The following is a 16,466-nucleotide window of genomic DNA, read 5'->3' as shown; positions in this document are numbered from 1 at the left end:
CGCAACTCCTCAACTCGCCGCCAAATAAAGCCAGTCATTCGTGGGAGCGCTCCCATATGCGAGTCTGGAGCGCCTGGTCCGGAGTGTCAACACGTACGCACGAGCGTCCGCCCGGGGCCTCGGCGCCCTCAGCAGTCGGCGGGCTGTCGCCTTCGTCGTGTTGCCCGGTCTCAGGATGCCGGCGAGGGCTTCGCCGGTGTTGTCCGGGAAGCAGGGCATCGGGTGGTAGCCGAAGCCGCGTTTGTAGGTGGCGGCGGCCTGTTCCTTCTCGGAGTGGCAGGTGACGAGGGTGGCGTCGATGTCCAGGACCAGGCCCGGTAGTTCACGTCCTCCGGCGTGCGATGGAGGCATGGTGCGTCCGGTCTCGCCGGCTTGGAGCCAGGCGACCTCGCGGGCCCTGGCCCTGGCTGCCCGCAGTGCGTTCAGGGCTGCGGTGTCGATGCCGGCCAGCACTCGCCAGGCGGTCGGGGTGGAGGCGACGGGGCCGAACACCTCGTGCTGGTCGCGCAGCACGGCCAGGTCCCGGATCGCTTCGCCGCCGTCGGCGAGCATCACTGTCAGCTCCACCGCGACGCGGCCGGGATCGTGCCCGGTCCCGCGCGGCCGCAGCCGGTGCAGAGCGTCGCTGAAGGCGCTGGTCAGCGTGGTGGCGTCGGCCAGATCCGCGAGCAGACGCGAGCCGGCGTGGTTGACCACCCCGTGCCCGTCGGCGCTGACGACGAGCTTGGGGCGTGACCGGGTATGTGCACGCAGAAAGTGCCTTCCTGCTGGAACGACTGGGACCTTAGACAAGCCTCATCGTTGCAGCTCAGAACAGCTCAGAAGGCACTTTCGGTTTTCCGCTCACGATCCGGTCCCAGCCCGACGTGAAACGCGCAGGCTAGGGGCGTGAGGCTGGAACGAGGGTATTTTCGTTGATGCGGCCGGCTTCGAAGTCGTCGATGTTGCGGACGGTGGTGTCGATGATCTGGCCGACCGCGGTGTGGGTGAAGTAGGCCTGGTGGCTGGTGACCAGGACCTGGGGGAAGGTGACGAGGCGGGCGAGGGTGTCGTCGCTGATGCCTTCGACGGATCGGTCGTAGAAGAAGACGCCGGTCTCCTCCTCGTAGACGTCGAGGCCGACGCCGGAGAGCCGGCCGGCGCGCAGGGTCTCGACCAGGGCGGTGGTGTCGACGAGGCCGCCGCGGCTGGAGTTGATGAGGATGGCGTCGTCCTTCATCAGGGCGAGGGCGGCGGCGTCGATCAGGTGGTGGGTGTCGGGTACCAGGGGGACGTGCAGGCTGATCAGGTCGGAGCGGGCGAGCAGTTCGGCGCGGTCCACGTACGTCATGCCGAGGGCGGTGCAGGCGGGGTTCTCGGCGATGTCCCAGCCGAGCAGGTGGGTGCCGAAGCCGTGGGCGATCCGGGTGAAGCACTCGCCGATCTTGCCGGTGCCGAGCACGCCGACGGTCATGCCGTGGATGTCGCGGCCGAGCAGGCCGTCGAGGCGGAAGTCGAACTCGCGTGAGCGGTTGGTGGCCCGGGTGAGCCGGCGGTTTACGGCGAGCGCCAGGGCCCAGGCGTGTTCGGCCACCGCGTGGGGGCTGTAGTACGAGACCCGGGCGATGGTGAGGCCGAGTTCGGCGGCGGCGTCGAGGTCGATGTTGTTGAAGCCGGTGGAGCGCTGGGCGATCAGCTCGGTGCCGCCGGCGGTCAGCAGGCCCAGGGTAGCCGCGTCCAGGACGTCGTTGACGCTGCTGCTGACCGCGCGGTACCCGGCGGCGAGCGGCGCGGTGTCGTGGTCGAGGAAGACCGCCAGGCTCCGCAGCGCGTGCCGCTCGGCGAAGGCCCTCTCCAGCAGGGGCCGCTCATCTTGTTGGACGCCGTAGGCGAGGATCTCCATCCCCGCACGGTACCGAGACGCCCGCGGCCGACACCGCGCGGCGTGCCGACGGACCGACAGATGCCCCTGGGCTGACCGTACTTCGGCCACCGGCGGCCGGACGGAGGCCGTCGCATCGCGCCATCCTGCCCGGGTGAGGCCGATCACCGCGGTTGGGTCGGAGGCGAAGGATTTGCGGTGCGGAATCTGCACAGTGTGAAGATCCATCTTCTCCTGACGATCCTTCCGTGGAGAAACGGGAGATCTTCCTGGGGCGTCCGAGGTGTGGTCCATCGGTGGATGGCTGAATCCGTGCCAACCGTACGTACCCCCGCCGATTGGCAGTTCTCTAGGTCGACTTGCCCTGAAAGCATCGAAACAGCGAGCACGATCATGGAATCGCCTCGCATTAACGTTTCTGCAAGCCTTTCTGAACGGCGCCCCAACACACGGCGGGGTGCTCAAGGGGGTACCACCATGTCCGAAGACACCCATGCCTCGGAGCTGACCCGACGCCGGATGCTGCAGGGGGCCGCCGTGGCCCTGACCGCAGCGGCCGGCACCGTCGTGCTCGGCGTCGCCGGGCCGACCAGCAAGTCGGCGACGGCGGCGGACCCGGGGGCGTCCAACACCTTCGACGAGGTCTTCCAGGGCCGCCGCATACAGGGCCGCCCGGTCACCGACGGCAGCAGCCACCACCACGGCGGCGCCGGCTACTCGGTGCGGATCGACGGCGACGAGCTGCACATGATGCGCAACGCCGACGGCACCTGGATCAGCGTCGTCAACCACTACCAGACCTTCGCCACGCCGCGCGCGCTCGCCCGCGCGGCCGTCACCGAGCTGCAGGGCGCCACGCTCGTGCCGATCGCGACGGTCTGAGTCACGAGTCCGAACACCCGGACCCGGAACACCACTTCACACCCAAGGGGGGACTCATGGCAGTCCGCAAGAACCAGGCGACCCTGACGGCCCAGGAGAAGCGCGCCTTCGTGAACGCCGTGCTCGAACTCAAGCGCAGCGGCGGGTACGACTCCTTCGTCACGACCCACAACAGCTTCATCACCAGCGACACCGACAACGGCGAGCGGGTCGGCCACCGTTCGCCGTCCTTCCTGCCCTGGCACCGGCGCTTCCTGCTGCAGTTCGAGGAGGCCCTGCAGGCGATCGACCCGACCGTCACCCTCCCGTACTGGGACTGGACGGCGGACCGCACCACCACCGCCTCGATCTGGGGCGCGGACTTCATGGGCGGCAACGGCCGCAGCAGCGACGGCCAGGTGACCACCGGTCCGTTCGCCTTCTCCACCGGCAACTGGACGCTGGGCGTGCGACCCGACAGCCGCACCTTCCTGCGGCGCCAGTTCGGCGTCTCGGTCGCCCAGCTGCCCACCCGCTCCGAGGCCACCGGCGTGCTCGCCATCGCCACGTACGACGCCGCGCCGTGGAACAGCGCCTCGGACGGCTTCCGCAACAACCTGGAGGGGTGGCGCGGGGTCAACCTGCACAACCGGGTGCACGTCTGGGTCGGCGGACACATGACCACCGGCATGTCGCCCAACGACCCGGTGTTCTGGCTGCACCACTGCTTCATCGACAAGCTCTGGTCGGAGTGGCAGAAGCTGCACCCGACCTCGGGCTACCTGCCGGCCTCCGGCACGGCGAACGTGGTGGACCTCGGCGAGACCATGAAGCCGTGGAACAACGTCACCCCGGCGGACATGCTCGACCACAGCGCCCGGTACACCTACGACACCGGGTTCTGATCCGAGCGCCTGATTCGGGTCCGCCCTCCCTGGATCCGAACGCCGACGGCCCCCGAGCGTGTGCGTGCGCTCGGGGGCCGTCGGTCGGGGCGGGGCGGGTCAGATGACCGTCTCCGCCTCCAGGTAGCGCTCCTGCGGCACGGTCTTGAGCTCGGCGACGGCCTCGGCGAGCGGCACCAGGTTGATGTTGGTGCCCTGCAGGGCGGTGATGTGGCCGAAGGCGCCCTTGTGGACGGCCTCCACCGCGTGCCAGCCGAACCGGGTGGCGAGCACCCGGTCGTACGCGGTCGGGGTGCCGCCGCGCTGGGTGTGGCCGAGGATCACCGGGCGGGCCTCCTTGCCGAGCCGGTGCTCCAGCTCGCGGGAGAGCTGGGTGGCGATGCCGGTGAACCGCTCGTGGCCGTAGATGTCCTTGCTGCCCTCTTCCCAGTGCATGGTGCCGGGCTCCGGCTTGGCGCCCTCGGCGCAGACCACGATCGCGAACTTCTTCTGCCGGTCGAACCGCTCGCGGACGACGTCGGTGAGCTTGTCGATGTGGAACGGGCGCTCCGGGACGACGATCGCGTGGGCGCCGGCGGCCATGCCCGCGTTGAGCGCGATCCAGCCGGTGTGCCGGCCCATGACCTCGACGACCATGACCCGCTGGTGCGACTCGGCGGTGGTCTTCAGCCGGTCCAGCGCCTCGGTGGCGACCGAGACGGCGGTGTCGAAGCCGAAGGTGACATCGGTGGCGGCGATGTCGTTGTCGATGGTCTTCGGCACTCCGACGATCGGCAGACCCGCGTCGCTCATCAGCTTGGCGGCCTTGAGGGTGCCCTCGCCGCCGATCGGGATGACCGCGTCCAGACCGAGGTCCGCGCAGTACCGCTTGGCGCGTTCGACACCGTCCCGCAGGTGGCTCGGCTGCACTCGCGAGGAGCCGAGGATGGTGCCGCCCTGGGCGAGGATGCCGCTCACCGAGTCCAGGGTGAGCGGGCGGTGGACGCCCTCCAGGAAGCCTCGCCAGCCGTCCTCGAACCCGATGATCTCGTCGCCGTGGTCGACCACCCCTCGGTGGACCACGGAGCGGATCACCGCGTTCAGGCCGGGGCAGTCACCGCCGCTGGTCAGCACTCCAATACGCATTGCTTTGCAACTCCCGAGCAGAACCGAGGAACGGCCGGACTACAGGCTGGGACGACGAACCGTCACCGTAGCGGCCCGCTCCCACGCCGTGATGGCGGGGAGATGACCGTGGAGTGAAGGACCGACCGATCCGGACAGAACGCCCGAAAACGGCCGTGCAGTCGAGCATACGACCCCTGCGTCCGGCCGGGCAGGAGTCGACGCGGGAGCGGCGCCGTCGGCGCCCCCGCGCGGAAGTGCAGCCTGCTGCCGAGGAGGGTGTGCAGCCGGCAGCCCCATTGTCGTACGTCCAGGCCCGCCTGTGGACCGGGTGACCGCATCGCGGGCACCCGGTCGGAGCGGGCCGGCGTACTACGCGGGGCGCGAAGTGGCCGTGATGCGCTCGGCGCGCAGCGCGTCGTACCAGGTGGTGTCGGCCGGCGGCAGGGCGTTCACGTCCAGTGCCAGCTTGATCAGCATGTCCGCGACCGCGGGGTTGCGGGCCATCACCGGGCCGTGCAGGTACGTCCCGAAGACGGTGTCCCGCCAGGCGCCCTCGGTGCCGTCCCCGGTGCCGTTGCCCCGGCCGGCGGTGACGTTGGCCAGCGGCTGGACGCCCTGGCCGAGGTGGGTGACGCCCTGGTGGTTCTCGAAGCCGGTCAGCTGCGGCAGGCCCAGGCGCGGGTCGACGTCGGCGAGCACGTCGCCGACGCAGCGGGCGCCCTCGCCGCGGGTGGTCCAGACGTCGAGCAGGCCGAGGCCCGGCTCGCGCTCGCCGAGGTCGTTCACGAACTCGTGGCCGAGGATCTGGTAGCCGGCGCAGACGGCGAAGATGATCGCGCCGTTCTCGGCGGCCCGGACCAGCCCGCTGTCGCCCCGCAGGCGCTCGGCGGCCAGCCGCTGCGGGCGGTCCTCGCCGCCGCCGATCAGGTAGATGTCGCCACTGGTGGGCACCGCCTGGTCGGAGCGGACGTCGATCCTGGTCACGTTGAGGTGGCGCTGGCGCGCCCGGCGCTCCACGACCAGGGCGTTGCCCCGGTCGCCGTAGGTGCTGAGCAGGTCGGGGTAGACCCAGACCACGCGCAGGCTGCTCTCACTCATCCTCGAAGGCCTTCCATCGTGAAGTGGGCTGCTGGGCTCGTCCGGCAGGAGTGGCCGGACCGGTCCCCGGGGCCGGACATCAGCCGGCCACGACCTTCCGCAGCTGCTGGAAGGCGGTGTAGTTGGCGATCGCCTCGATCCGGCCGGGCGGGGCCATCCGGACGGCCTGCTCCAGCGAGTCCACCACGTGGAACTGCAGCCCGGCGACCTCCAGGCGGACGGCGAGGTCCAGCTTGCGCTGGCCCATCACGAAGACGGGGTGCCCGGCGAGGCGCTCGTAGTCGACGTCCCAGAGCCACGAGGTGTCGGTGCCGTCGGCGTCGAGCGCGTTGACGGAGAGGATGACCGGCGCCGGCGGGCCGTCGATCAGCGAGAAGGTCTCCAGCCAGCCGGCCGGGTTCTTGGCCAGCAGCAGCCTGATGTCGCGGCCCTGGTACTGGACCACGTCGTAGCGGCCGGCGACGGCCGTCACCGACTGCATCCGCTCCAGCGCGACCTGCGGGGGGACCCCGAAGACGGCGGCGACGGCGGCGGAGCTGGTGGCGTTGGCCAGGTTGGCGCGACCGGGCAGCTGGAGCTGGATCGGCCAGGCGCCGCGCTGCGGGTCGATCACGTGGGTGCCCTGGAGCGCCCAGTGCGGGTTGGGGCGCCGGAAGCCGCAGTCCTGGCAGAACCAGTCGTCGCCGGGGCGCTGCATCACGCCGCCGCACGCGGGGCAGGACCAGGCGTCCTCCTTCCAGGCCTGTCCGGCGGCCACCCAGACCACCTTCTTGCAGGAGGAGGCGGCCCAGGTCACCAGCGGGTCGTCGGCGTTGGCGATGACCACGGCCTCGGTGTCCTGGAGGCCCTCGCGCCACTTCTCGGCCATCATCCGGGTCTCGGCGGCGCGGTCCAGCTGGTCGCGCGAGAGGTTGAGCAGCGCGATCGCCTTCGGGTGGGTGTCGCGGGCGACTCCGGCCAGGTACTTCTCGTCCACCTCGATGACGCCGAAGCGGGCGTCCGAGCCGCCGGCCAGGGCGGAGGTGATGCCGGCCGGCATGTTGGCGCCCAGGGCGTTGGAGACCACCGGGCCGGCGGCGCGCAGCGCCTCGGCGATCAGCCGGGTGGTCGTGGTCTTCCCGTTGGTGGCGCTGACCAGGACCACGTCTAGGTGGTCGGCGAGGGTGGCGAGCAGATCGGGGTCGAGCCTGAGGGCGATCTTGCCGCCGATCACCGAGCCGCTGCCTCGGCCCGCCTTCTGGGAGAGGGCGGCGGCCACCTTGCCGGCCGTGACCGCGATCTTGGCGCGGGCGGGCAGCGAGGCGTCGCGTGCGCCTGTGGGCTCCGATTCGGTGCCTGCCATGCTCAGTGGTTCCTCCTTGCTGCGGCACCGCCCGGGACCGGATAACGGGCCGTCGGGCGGCGGGGACGGGGCCAGCCTACCGACTCCGCCGCTCGGCTCGACGCTCCGGACCCCGTGCCGCCTGCTGCGACGGCGCCGGCTGCCTCGTCGGCGCCGTCCTGACGCGGCGTCAGGACGGGCGGTGTACGGAGGGGCCTTTCACTGCGGGGGACGCCTCGCCCGGCCGGCCGGTTCCCTTCGGGGGCGGCCGGCCGCCGGGCCCGCGGAGGTGTCCGCCGGGCCGGTCGGACCCGGGAACGCGACGGTCCGGACGGTGTGATCGCCGTCCGGACCGGTGATGCGGAGTGAGGATGTGGTGAAGAACCGATTACCTGCTCGGCCGGCTGGGCCAGGGGACGGGCAGCTCCTCGGCGGCCTCCGCCAGGTGCGCGGTGATCACCAGGGTGCCCTCCTCGACCTGGTAGTCCAGCGGCGCGGCCAGCTTGCGCATGGTGGCGATCAGCCCGGTGTTGGAGGAGTTGGTGACGGCGTACACCGTCTCCACCCCGGCCTCCATCGCCAGTGCGGCCATCCGCCGCATCAGGTCGAGCCCCAGCCCGCGCCGCTGCCAGTCGTCCTCGACCAGCACCGCGACCTCGGCGCTGGCGTCGTCCCACATCAGGTGGCCGAGGGCGACGATCCGCCCGTCGGCGGCCTCGACCGCGAGGGTCTGGCCGTGCCGGGCGTCCAGCAGGTGGTCCAGGTAGCGGTCGGCGTCCCGGACCGGGCCGTGGTAGCGCTTGCGCAGGGTCTCCGGGGAGCAGCGGTGGTGCATGGCCAGGGCCGCCTCGTGGTCGCCCGCGTCCGCGCGCCGGACGGTCAGGTCCGCCCCGGCGGGCAGCCTCAGCCGGGCCCGGACGTCCGGCACCCGGGGGCCGAGCAGGGTGTCCAGCTCGACCAGCGCCTGGGCCCGGGCGAACTCGGTCGGGGTGAACGGCAGGTGCGGGCGGCTGAGCTCGATGAGGTCGCCGGAGGGTACCGGCAGCCGCATCACGTGCCCGTCCACCCCACCGCCGCGCCGGGCCGCCCCCGGGTACTGCCGGATGGCGCACTGCCCGAACAGCCGGCGCAGCGCGATCGGCAGCTCGGCGGCGTCCAGCGCGGTGCGGGTCGCCAGCGCGAGGACGTGGGTGGGCACGTCCACCAGGTCGTGCGCGTCGGCCGGGTCGCTCCAGATGTCGTGCCCGCCGGCCCCCGCCACCAGCGCGGCCAGATCGGCCCGGGTGAGCGCGTGCGGCGCGCGGACGAAGAACTCGTCGACGGTGCCGTTCGGCAGCGGGTGGGACTGCATCGAGACGATGTTGACCTGCCGCTCGGCGAAGGCCGTGCAGACCCGGGCCAGGCTGCCGGGGGAGTCCTGCACCGTGGTGCGGACCCGCCAGAGCGTGGTCTGCTCGAAGTCGTGCAGCGGCCCCCGGAGCCCGTCCGGACCGGGCGCGGCCGGGGGCGCCGGCGCGTCCGGGGCCGGTGGACCGTGCAGATGGTGCCGGTGCGACCACCAGGTGTGGAACAGGGTCGTGGCGAGCAGCGCCACCGCGGACGCGGCGAGCACCACCGGGCCCTCCGGGCCGTGCACGACCATCTTGGCCACCAGGTCGGCGGCGGTCACCGAGAGGAAGATCGCGGCGAGTTCCACGGTGTCGCGGCGCCAGCGATGGGTTCTGGCGCCGCGCCGCTGGGCACGGGAGGGGGTCGGCGAGTGGTCGGCGCGGTCGGTCGTCGTCAGAGGCTCCGTGTGCTCCATGCCATCAATCTGCCGCTCCGGTGTTTCGCGATCACGAATCCCCCGTGACCTGTCGGTTAATGTCGGTGATTTCGCACGCTCGCCGCCGCACGCTGGCCGCCGGGGGCCGGGACCGGTGCGGTGAATCGCGCCCCTGGTCACCGGGGCTCGTGGGTGAGCAGGTCGGCCGCGGCCGACTTCACCTCGGTGAGCAGCAGGTCGAGGTCGGCCTCGGTGGTGTCGGCGTTGAGCAGGCAGGCGCGCAGCATCTCGTGGCCGTCGAGCCGGGCGCCGGTGACGAAGACCCGGCCGCGCCGCTGCACGGCCACCGGCAGCTCCCGGTTGAGCGCGTCCAGCGCCGCCGCGTCCAGTCCGGCGGCGCGGTGGCGGAACGCCACGATCGAGGTCTGCACCTCGGCCAGCAGCTCGAACTCGTCGTCCGCCTCGATGAGTTCCCCGAGGTGGCGGGCCAGAGCGGTGCAGCGGGCGATGTCCCGGGCGATGCCGTCGCGGCCCCGGTGGGCGATGGTGGCCCACACCTTGAGGGCGCGGAACGGGCGGGTCTGCTCGGTGCCGTACTCGGAGAACCAGCCGAGCGACCCGGCCGCCTCGTCGCGCAGATAGGACGGCACCAGGCTGAAGGTGGCGCGCAGCTCCTCGGTGTCGCGCACCAGCGCGCAGCCGCAGTCCACCGGGACGCCGAGCCACTTGTGCGGGTCGAGGGCGAGCGAGTCGGCCCGCTCCAGTCCGGCGTAGCGGTGGGCGATCAGCGGGTCCAGGACGCCGAAGGCCCCGTAGGCGCCGTCCACGTGCAGCCAGAGCCGCTGCTCGGCGCAGACGTCGGCGATCGGACCGAAGGCGTCCACGGCGCCGGTGCCGACCGTGCCGGCGGAGGCGACCACCAGGAACGGCAGCAGCCCGGCGGCCCGGTCGCGCTCGATCGCGGCACGCAGGGTGGCCGGGTCGAGCCGGCCGTCCGGTCCGGTGGCGACGGTGCGCAGGTGCCGGCTGCCCAGGCCGAGCAGCTCGGCGGCCTTGCGCACGCAGGAGTGCGTCTCGCCGGTGACGTACCCGACGAGGGGCGGCATTCCGGCGAGGCCGTCCTCGCGGACGTCCCACCCGGCCGCGCGGGCGGCCCGGTTGCGGGCGGCGGCCAGACAGACGATGGTCGCCATCGAGGTGCCCGAGGTGAGCAGGCCGCCGCCGGCCGGGTGGGGGAAGCCGACCAGCTCGGCGATCCAGCGGACCACGGCCCGCTCCAGGTGGACGTCGGCGTGGTCGCCGCCGGCCGAGCTGGGATTCATGGCGGAGGCGGCGAGGGTGGCGAGGACGCCGGCCGGTGCGGGGGCGGAGTTCACCCAGCCGAAGAAGCGCGGGTTGCCGTTGCCCATCGGATGGGGCAGCACGTCCGCGCCGATGGTGGCGAGCAGCTCGGTGAGCGGGCGGCCCGCCGCGGGCAGCGGCGCGTCCAGCAGGGTCTGCCGGGCGGCGTCGTCCATCGGCTGCCAGACCGGGCGGTCGGGCAGCTCGGCGAGGTAGTCGCCGACCAGGTCGGCGGCGGCGTGCGCGGCGGCGCGGAAGTCCTCGGAGGTCACGGCGGGCTCCAGGTGGTGCAGGGCCTGGTGGCGCGGCGTCCTCGGCGCACCCGGGTCGGCCCGATCCTACGAAAGCGGGCCCGCGCCGTGCGGCGCGGGCCCGCTCTTCGGGACGGTCGTCGACCCGGGACGGTCGCCGGCCCGGGGGAGCCGTCAGTCCAGGGAGGCGGAGAGCCCACTGGCCGAGCGGCAGTAGCCCTGCATCTCCTTGTTCGTGATCTTGGCGCAGAGCCGGCCGGCCGCGCCGCCGTCCGTGTAGTTGACCGTGTAGTAGCTGACCAGGCCCTCGGCGCAGGCCTTGCGCTGCCAGCCGTCGGCGGCGGTCGCGCACTGCTGGGCGGCCCAGTCCTCGCGGTCCAGGTTGTACTTCATGGTCCGCGAGCCGACGCCCCGGCTGCAGTCCACCGCGCCGCCGCTCGCCTTGCCGTTCAGGCACCACTTCAGTGCCTCGCCGTACACCTCGGGGTGGTTCGGGTAGTCGTGCGAGGAGAGGAAGAAGGTCGGCGCGTAGAAGTAGCAGGCGGACTGGTACAGGGCCGGCTGGTCCTTGCACGGGTAGAGCGGGTCCTGGGCGAGCTTGTCGGCGGGCAGGTTCGCCTTCGCCTTCTCGTCCTCCTCGTCCGGGCCGAAGAGCTGCATGAACAGGCCCTCCGAGCAGCGGATCCGGTTCTGGTCGGTGGTGAACTTCTGGCACAGGTCGCGGGCCTTGGCCACATCCTGCTTGGCGACGAACATCGTGCCGTGGCCGACGCCGTGGATGCAGGGCCCGCTGTTCTTCGGCGCGCAGAGCTTCAGCAGGTCGACCTCGGGCTGCGCGGAGGCGTTCAGCATCTCCTCGACCGCGCCGTGCAGGTAGCCGGCCGCGCAGGTCTCGTGCGGGAAGGAGATGACCTTCTGGAAGTCGGCGTTGTACCGCTTGACCGCCTCGTGCCCGAGCTCGTGCGCGATCGGGTGGCAGAACCGGACGGTGTACGGCAGCTGCTTGGTGATCCGGTCGAGGTCGGCCAGCGCGACGCCCGGGTCGGAGGCCTGCATCTCGGCCATCATCTTGTTGCGCAGTGTCGAGCGGGTCCACACCGCCGGGTCGCCGGTCGGGGTGGCGCTCGCGCCGGCCGGCGTCGCGCCGCCGGCCGGAGGTGTGCCCGAGCCCGCCGTACCGGCCGCCGCCGGGGCGGTCGCCGAGGCGCTCGTCGCGGGCGTCCAGTCGGTGACGGCCACCGACCCGAGGCCCAGGACTCCCAGCAGGAGCGCGGTGAGAATCGCGAATGCTCGCGGCTGCATGACGGAGATCCCCCGGCGGATCGAGGTGGACGGTTAGCTCCCCATCCTGACGGCACGGGGGCGGGATTCCGCGTTTTGGGCAGCCATTCGGGAGGTGTCGGCGACGCTATCGCACGTCGTACGCGCTCAACGAGGCGGGATGGCCGGGGGTCACCACCCGGACGGCGGCACCCGGCCGCCGCCGTCCGGGGATGCCGTCCGGAGATGACGGGCGTTCACAGTTCCAGGGACACCTGGTACTCGGTCAGCCAGGCGTTGAGGTCCAGCGCCAGGTCGGTGCCGAGCCGCACGGACTGCGGGTCGGTGTCCGGGGCGAGCGCGTCGGCGAGCGCCCGGCGGTCCAGCAGGCCGTGGACGGGGGCGCCCGGGTCGGCGGCCAGTTCGGCGAGTTCGGCCCGGAGCAGCGCCGGGTAGCGCGGGTCCTGGACGACGGGGTAGGGGGCCTTCGCCCGGTCGGCGATCTCGGCCGGCAGCAGATCGCGGACGGCGGCCCGCAGCAGGCTCTTCTCCCGGCCGTCGAAGCTCTTCATCGCCCACGGGGTGTTGAAGACGTACTGCACCAGCCGGTGGTCGCAGAACGGCACCCGGACCTCCAGGCCGTTGGCCATGCTCATTCGGTCCTTGCGGTCCAGCAGGATGCAGACGAAGCGGGTGAGGTTGAGGTAGGAGATCTCGCGCATCCGCCGCTCCACCGGGTCGGCGTGGGGCAGGTGCGGGACTTCGGCCAGCGCCTCGCGGTAGCGGGCCCGCCGGTACTCGCGCACGTCGAGCTTGCCGATCAGGCCCCGGTCCAGCAGCTGCTCGCGCGGGCCGGTGCCGGCGCCGCCGAGCTGGGTCACCGCGCCGATCCAGGGGAAGTCGTCGGCGGCGACGAGCTTCGGGTCGTGGTACCAGCGGTAGCCGCCGAACAGCTCGTCGGCGGACTCGCCGGACAGTGCCACCGTGGACTTCTCGCGCACGCCCCGGAAGAGCAGCAGCAGCGAGACGTCCATGTCGCCGAAGCCGCCCGGCGCGTCCCGGGCCCGCAGCGCGGCGGCCCGCTGCGCCGGATCGGTGAGCGCGGCGGCGGCGAGCTCGATGACGCTGTGGTCGGCGCCGACGTGCCGGGCCAGCATCCGGGCGTACGGGCCGTCCGGGGTGGAGCGGACCTCGTCGGCCCGGAAGTGCTCGCTCTGGCCGGCGAAGTCGAGGGCGAAGGAGCGCACCGGGCCGGCGCCGGCCGTGCGCAGGGCCCGGGCGGCGATGGCGGTGACGGCGCTGGAGTCGAGCCCGCCGGAGAGCAGCGAGCAGAGCGGCACGTCCGCCTCCAGCTGGCGGTGGACGATGTCCTCCAGCAGGGCGCGGACGGTGGCGACGGTGGTGTCCAGGCTGTGGGTGTGCTCGCGCGCCTCCAGTGCCCAGTACCGCCGGTCCGAGACGCCCTGGCGGCGCACCCGGACCACGTGGCCGGGCCGCACCTCGGCGGTGCCCCGGTAGACGGTGCGGCCGGGGGTCCTGGTGACGGCGAGAAGCTCGCGCAGCCCGTCCAGGTCGACCACCGGCCGGACGTCCGGGTGGGCCAGGACGGCCTTCGCCTCGGAGCCGAAGACCACACCGTGCGGCGTCCGGAAGTAGTGCAGCGGCTTGACGCCCATCCGGTCGCGGACCAGCAGCAGCTCCTCGCTGCGGGAGTCCCAGAGGGCGAAGGCGAACATGCCGTTCAGTCGCTCGGCCAGCTCCTCGCCCCACTCCAGGTAGGCGTGCAGCACCACCTCGGTGTCGCTGCGGGTGCGGAACCGGTGACCGGCCGCCTCCAGCTCGGCGCGCAGTTCGCGGTGGTTGTAGACCTCACCGCTGTAGCTGAGGGCGGCCAGCACGCGGCCGTCGTGCTCGGCGGTCATCGGCTGGGCGCCGCCCTCGACGTCGATCACGGCGAGGCGGCGGTGGCCGAGTGCGGCGTGCCGCTCCAGGTGGGCTCCGCCGGCGTCCGGACCGCGGCAGAGCTGGGTCCGCGTCATCGCGTCGAGCACTGGACGTTCGGCCGTGAGGTCGCGCTCGAAGTCGACCCATCCGGTGATCCCGCACATCAGCAAGCCTCCGGTCTTCCGCTACGCATCTCCGATGCGTATGCGGAGTGTCACGCTACGTGGCGAACGGGTGGCGCGACAAGGGTGTGTCGGTGGGGTGGCGAACGGGTGCCGCGCGCCGGTGGCGGCCCGCCACCCGGACGCGCGGCGCCTCGTTCTGGGCCGAATGTCTCAAGACCTGCCCGAAATCGGGCAGGATCTTTGATCTCGACCTCTCCTCCGGCCTAGGCTCCCGATTCGTGTCCAGCTCACCCGGCCCCTCACACCCTCACGAAGACCTGCTCGCCCACCTCACCCGGACCAGCCCGCTCGGGCCCCGCGAGGCGGCGCGGGTGGTGGCGGAGGTGCTGGCGTACTTCTCCGAGACGACCGAGGAGTACGTTCGCCGCCGCCACGGCGAGCTGCAGGCACGCGGCCTGACCAACGAGAAGATCTTCGCCCGGCTGGCCGAGGAACTGCCCGCCCGACGCGTCGCGGCGCCCGGGCTCTCGGCCCGCCAGCTGCGCCGGATCGTCTACGGCTGACCGTCGTCGCCCTCGTCCTCCCCGTTAAGGAGTCCCCCCAGATGTGCGGAATCGTGGCCTACATCGGCCCCAAGGACGCGACCCCCTTCCTCCTGGAGGGCCTGGCCCGGCTGGAGTACCGCGGCTACGACTCGGCCGGCGTGGCCGTCACCGGCCGCACCGGGGGCCTCAAGGTCCGCAAGGTCAAGGGCCGGGTCGCCGACCTCGCCGCGGTCGTGCCCGCCCGGTTCAAGGGCGGCACCGGCATCGGGCACACCCGCTGGGCCACCCACGGCGTGCCCAGTGACGCCAACGCCCACCCGCACCTGGACAACGCCGAGCGCATCGCCGTCGTCCACAACGGCATCATCGAGAACGCCGACGAGCTGCGGGCCAAGCTGGCCGCCGACGGCGCCGTCTTCCGCTCCGAGACCGACACCGAGGTGCTCGCCCACCTGATCGCCGCGCACGCCGCGGAGGGCGCCGAGCTGGAGGACGCGGTGCGCGCCGCGCTCGGCAAGGTCGTCGGCACCTACGGGATCGCGGTGCTCGACGCGGAGCAGCCCGACCGGATCGTGGTCGCCCGCAACGGCAGCCCGATCGTGCTCGGCATCGGCGAGAAGGAGATGTTCGCCGCCTCCGACGTCTCCGCCCTCGTCCGCTACACCCGCCAGGTCGTCCACCTGGAGGACGGCGAGCTGGCCACCGTCCGCGCCGACGGCTTCCGCACCTTCACCGAGGACGCCCGCACCACCCACCGCCAGCCGTCCACCGTGGACTGGGAGATCGACTCCTACGACACCGGCGGCTACGAGCACTTCCTGCTCAAGGAGATCCACGAGCAGCCCGGTTCGGTCGAGCGGACCCTCGGCGGCCGGCTGGACGAGCGGTTCGCCACCGCGCACCTCGGCGGTCTCAACCTGGACGCCCGTGAGCTGCGCGAGATCCGCCGGGTCAAGATCCTCGGCTGCGGTTCGGCCTACTACGCCGGCGAGATGGGCGCCCAGTTGATCGAGGAGCTGTCCCGCATCCCCGCCCACAGCGAGCCCGCCTCGGAGTTCCGCTACCGCAACCCGGTGATCGAGGCGGACACCCTCTACGTGGCGGTCAGCCAGTCCGGCGAGACCTACGACACGCTCGCCGCCGTCCAGGAGATCAAGCGCAAGGGTGGGCGGGTGCTCGGCGTGGTCAACACCGTCGGCAGCGCCATCGCCCGCGAGTGTGACGGCGGCATCTACCTGCACGCCGGGCCGGAGATCTCGGTCGCCTCCACCAAGGCCTTCACCTCGACGGTGGTCGCCTTCGCGCTGCTCGCCCTGCACTTCGGCCGCATCCACGACCTCTCGCCCGCCGACGGCCGCCGGATCGTGGCCGGCCTGAAGGCGCTGCCGGACCAGATCCGGGAGGTCCTCGCGCAGAGCGAGGCGATCGCGGAACTCGCGGGCGAGTACGCCGAGTCCGAGGGCATGATGTTCATCGGCCGGGTCCGTGGCTATCCGGTGGCCCGCGAGGGTGCGCAGAAGCTTAAGGAGATCTCCTACGTCCACGCCGAGGCCTACCCCGCCAGCGAGCTGAAGCACGGCCCGCTCGCGCTGATCAGCCCCGAGCTGCCGACCGTCGCGCTGGTGCCGGACGACGAGCTGCTGGACAAGAACCTCACCACGCTCGGCGAGATCAAGGCCCGTTCCGGCCGCGTGCTGGCCGTCGCCCACCGCCGGCCCGAGGCCAAGCTCGCCGACCACTGCATCCTGGTGCCCAAGAGCGAGCCGGAGCTGGACCCGCTGCTCCTCAACATCCCGCTCCAGCTGCTGGCCTACCACGCCGCCGTGGCCCTGAAGCGCGACGTCGACAAGCCGCGGAACCTGGCGAAGAGCGTGACCGTCGAGTAGCGGTCACCCGGCCGCGTGGAGCCGGCCGCCCAGGGCGCAGCCGTGCGCCCCGGGCGGCCGTCACCGTTGCGGTGGCTGCCTCCGGCGGCTTCCTCCGCGGCGGGGCGCGCCGGGCGTTTCGGCCCGCAGATGATTGACTTTGCCAACCATCTCGGCTTACTGTCGACAGAAGCTTGATGTTATCAACTATCGAGCG

Annotated in this window: 13 protein-coding genes; 4 read left to right on the top strand and 9 right to left on the bottom strand. The window is 72.3% G+C overall.

Translation table 11 applies throughout. From position 1 onward, the window contains the following. Nucleotides 1-9: 9 nt before the first annotated feature. The gene (locus AB0J08_RS02395; protein WP_360625765.1) at nucleotides 10-753 is read right to left on the bottom strand and encodes a transposase; all 744 of its coding nucleotides are present in this window, start codon (nucleotides 751-753) and stop codon (nucleotides 10-12) included. 127 nt (nucleotides 754-880) lie between these two features. Further along, nucleotides 881-1,882 carry a 2-hydroxyacid dehydrogenase gene (locus AB0J08_RS02390; RefSeq protein WP_360625549.1) on the bottom strand — a complete coding sequence of 334 codons (1,002 nt, stop codon included), beginning with the start codon at nucleotides 1,880-1,882 and terminating at the stop codon, nucleotides 881-883. A gap of 456 nt (nucleotides 1,883-2,338) precedes the next feature. Here AB0J08_RS02390 and AB0J08_RS02385 point away from each other — a divergent pair, with 456 nt between their 5' ends. Beyond that, a complete protein-coding gene (locus AB0J08_RS02385) occupies nucleotides 2,339-2,743 on the top strand; it encodes a tyrosinase cofactor (RefSeq protein WP_360625546.1) in 405 nt (134 codons plus the stop codon). A gap of 56 nt (nucleotides 2,744-2,799) precedes the next feature. Next, on the top strand, nucleotides 2,800-3,627 hold the full coding sequence (locus AB0J08_RS02380) for a tyrosinase family protein (protein WP_360625543.1): 828 nt from the start codon (nucleotides 2,800-2,802) through the stop codon (nucleotides 3,625-3,627). Nucleotides 3,628-3,726: 99 nt separating this feature from the next. Here AB0J08_RS02380 and AB0J08_RS02375 read toward each other — a convergent pair whose 3' ends face one another. The 7 genes from AB0J08_RS02375 to asnB all read right to left on the bottom strand — a co-directional run bounded on the left by AB0J08_RS02375 (nucleotide 3,727) and on the right by asnB (nucleotide 13,878). Then, on the bottom strand, nucleotides 3,727-4,752 hold the full coding sequence (locus AB0J08_RS02375; protein WP_360625540.1) for a 6-phosphofructokinase: 1,026 nt from the start codon (nucleotides 4,750-4,752) through the stop codon (nucleotides 3,727-3,729). A gap of 351 nt (nucleotides 4,753-5,103) precedes the next feature. Continuing rightward, a complete protein-coding gene (locus AB0J08_RS02370; protein WP_360625537.1) occupies nucleotides 5,104-5,832 on the bottom strand; it encodes a glutamine amidotransferase in 729 nt (242 codons plus the stop codon). 79 nt (nucleotides 5,833-5,911) lie between these two features. Continuing rightward, the gene (locus tag AB0J08_RS02365; protein WP_360625535.1) at nucleotides 5,912-7,174 is read right to left on the bottom strand and encodes a MurT ligase domain-containing protein; all 1,263 of its coding nucleotides are present in this window, start codon (nucleotides 7,172-7,174) and stop codon (nucleotides 5,912-5,914) included. 367 nt (nucleotides 7,175-7,541) lie between these two features. After that, a complete protein-coding gene (locus AB0J08_RS02360) occupies nucleotides 7,542-8,957 on the bottom strand; it encodes a GNAT family N-acetyltransferase (protein ID WP_360625532.1) in 1,416 nt (471 codons plus the stop codon). Nucleotides 8,958-9,094: 137 nt separating this feature from the next. Further along, nucleotides 9,095-10,531: a pyridoxal-dependent decarboxylase gene (locus AB0J08_RS02355; protein WP_360625529.1), complete on the bottom strand. Its 1,437-nt coding sequence runs from the start codon at nucleotides 10,529-10,531 to the stop codon at nucleotides 9,095-9,097. Nucleotides 10,532-10,684: 153 nt separating this feature from the next. After that, a complete protein-coding gene (locus tag AB0J08_RS02350) occupies nucleotides 10,685-11,812 on the bottom strand; it encodes a hypothetical protein (RefSeq protein ID WP_360625526.1) in 1,128 nt (375 codons plus the stop codon). 215 nt (nucleotides 11,813-12,027) lie between these two features. After that, nucleotides 12,028-13,878, bottom strand: coding sequence for an asparagine synthase (glutamine-hydrolyzing) (asnB, locus tag AB0J08_RS02345; RefSeq protein ID WP_360625523.1), 1,851 nt, complete (start codon nucleotides 13,876-13,878; stop codon nucleotides 12,028-12,030). 239 nt (nucleotides 13,879-14,117) lie between these two features. On the opposite strand from asnB, the gene AB0J08_RS02340 reads away from it, so the two are divergent. Then, nucleotides 14,118-14,402, top strand: coding sequence for a hypothetical protein (locus tag AB0J08_RS02340; protein ID WP_360625520.1), 285 nt, complete (start codon nucleotides 14,118-14,120; stop codon nucleotides 14,400-14,402). 41 nt (nucleotides 14,403-14,443) lie between these two features. Next, nucleotides 14,444-16,270: a glutamine--fructose-6-phosphate transaminase (isomerizing) gene (gene glmS / locus AB0J08_RS02335; RefSeq protein ID WP_360625517.1), complete on the top strand. Its 1,827-nt coding sequence runs from the start codon at nucleotides 14,444-14,446 to the stop codon at nucleotides 16,268-16,270. Nucleotides 16,271-16,466 lie beyond the last annotated feature (196 nt).

Origin of the sequence: Kitasatospora sp. NPDC050463 (genome assembly GCF_040655255.1) — a bacterium.
In the GTDB taxonomy this organism is placed as follows: Bacteria; Actinomycetota; Actinomycetes; order Streptomycetales; family Streptomycetaceae; genus Kitasatospora.
The sequence above is the reverse complement of the archived record's forward strand: the minus strand, read 5'-3'. Positions and strand labels throughout refer to the sequence as shown.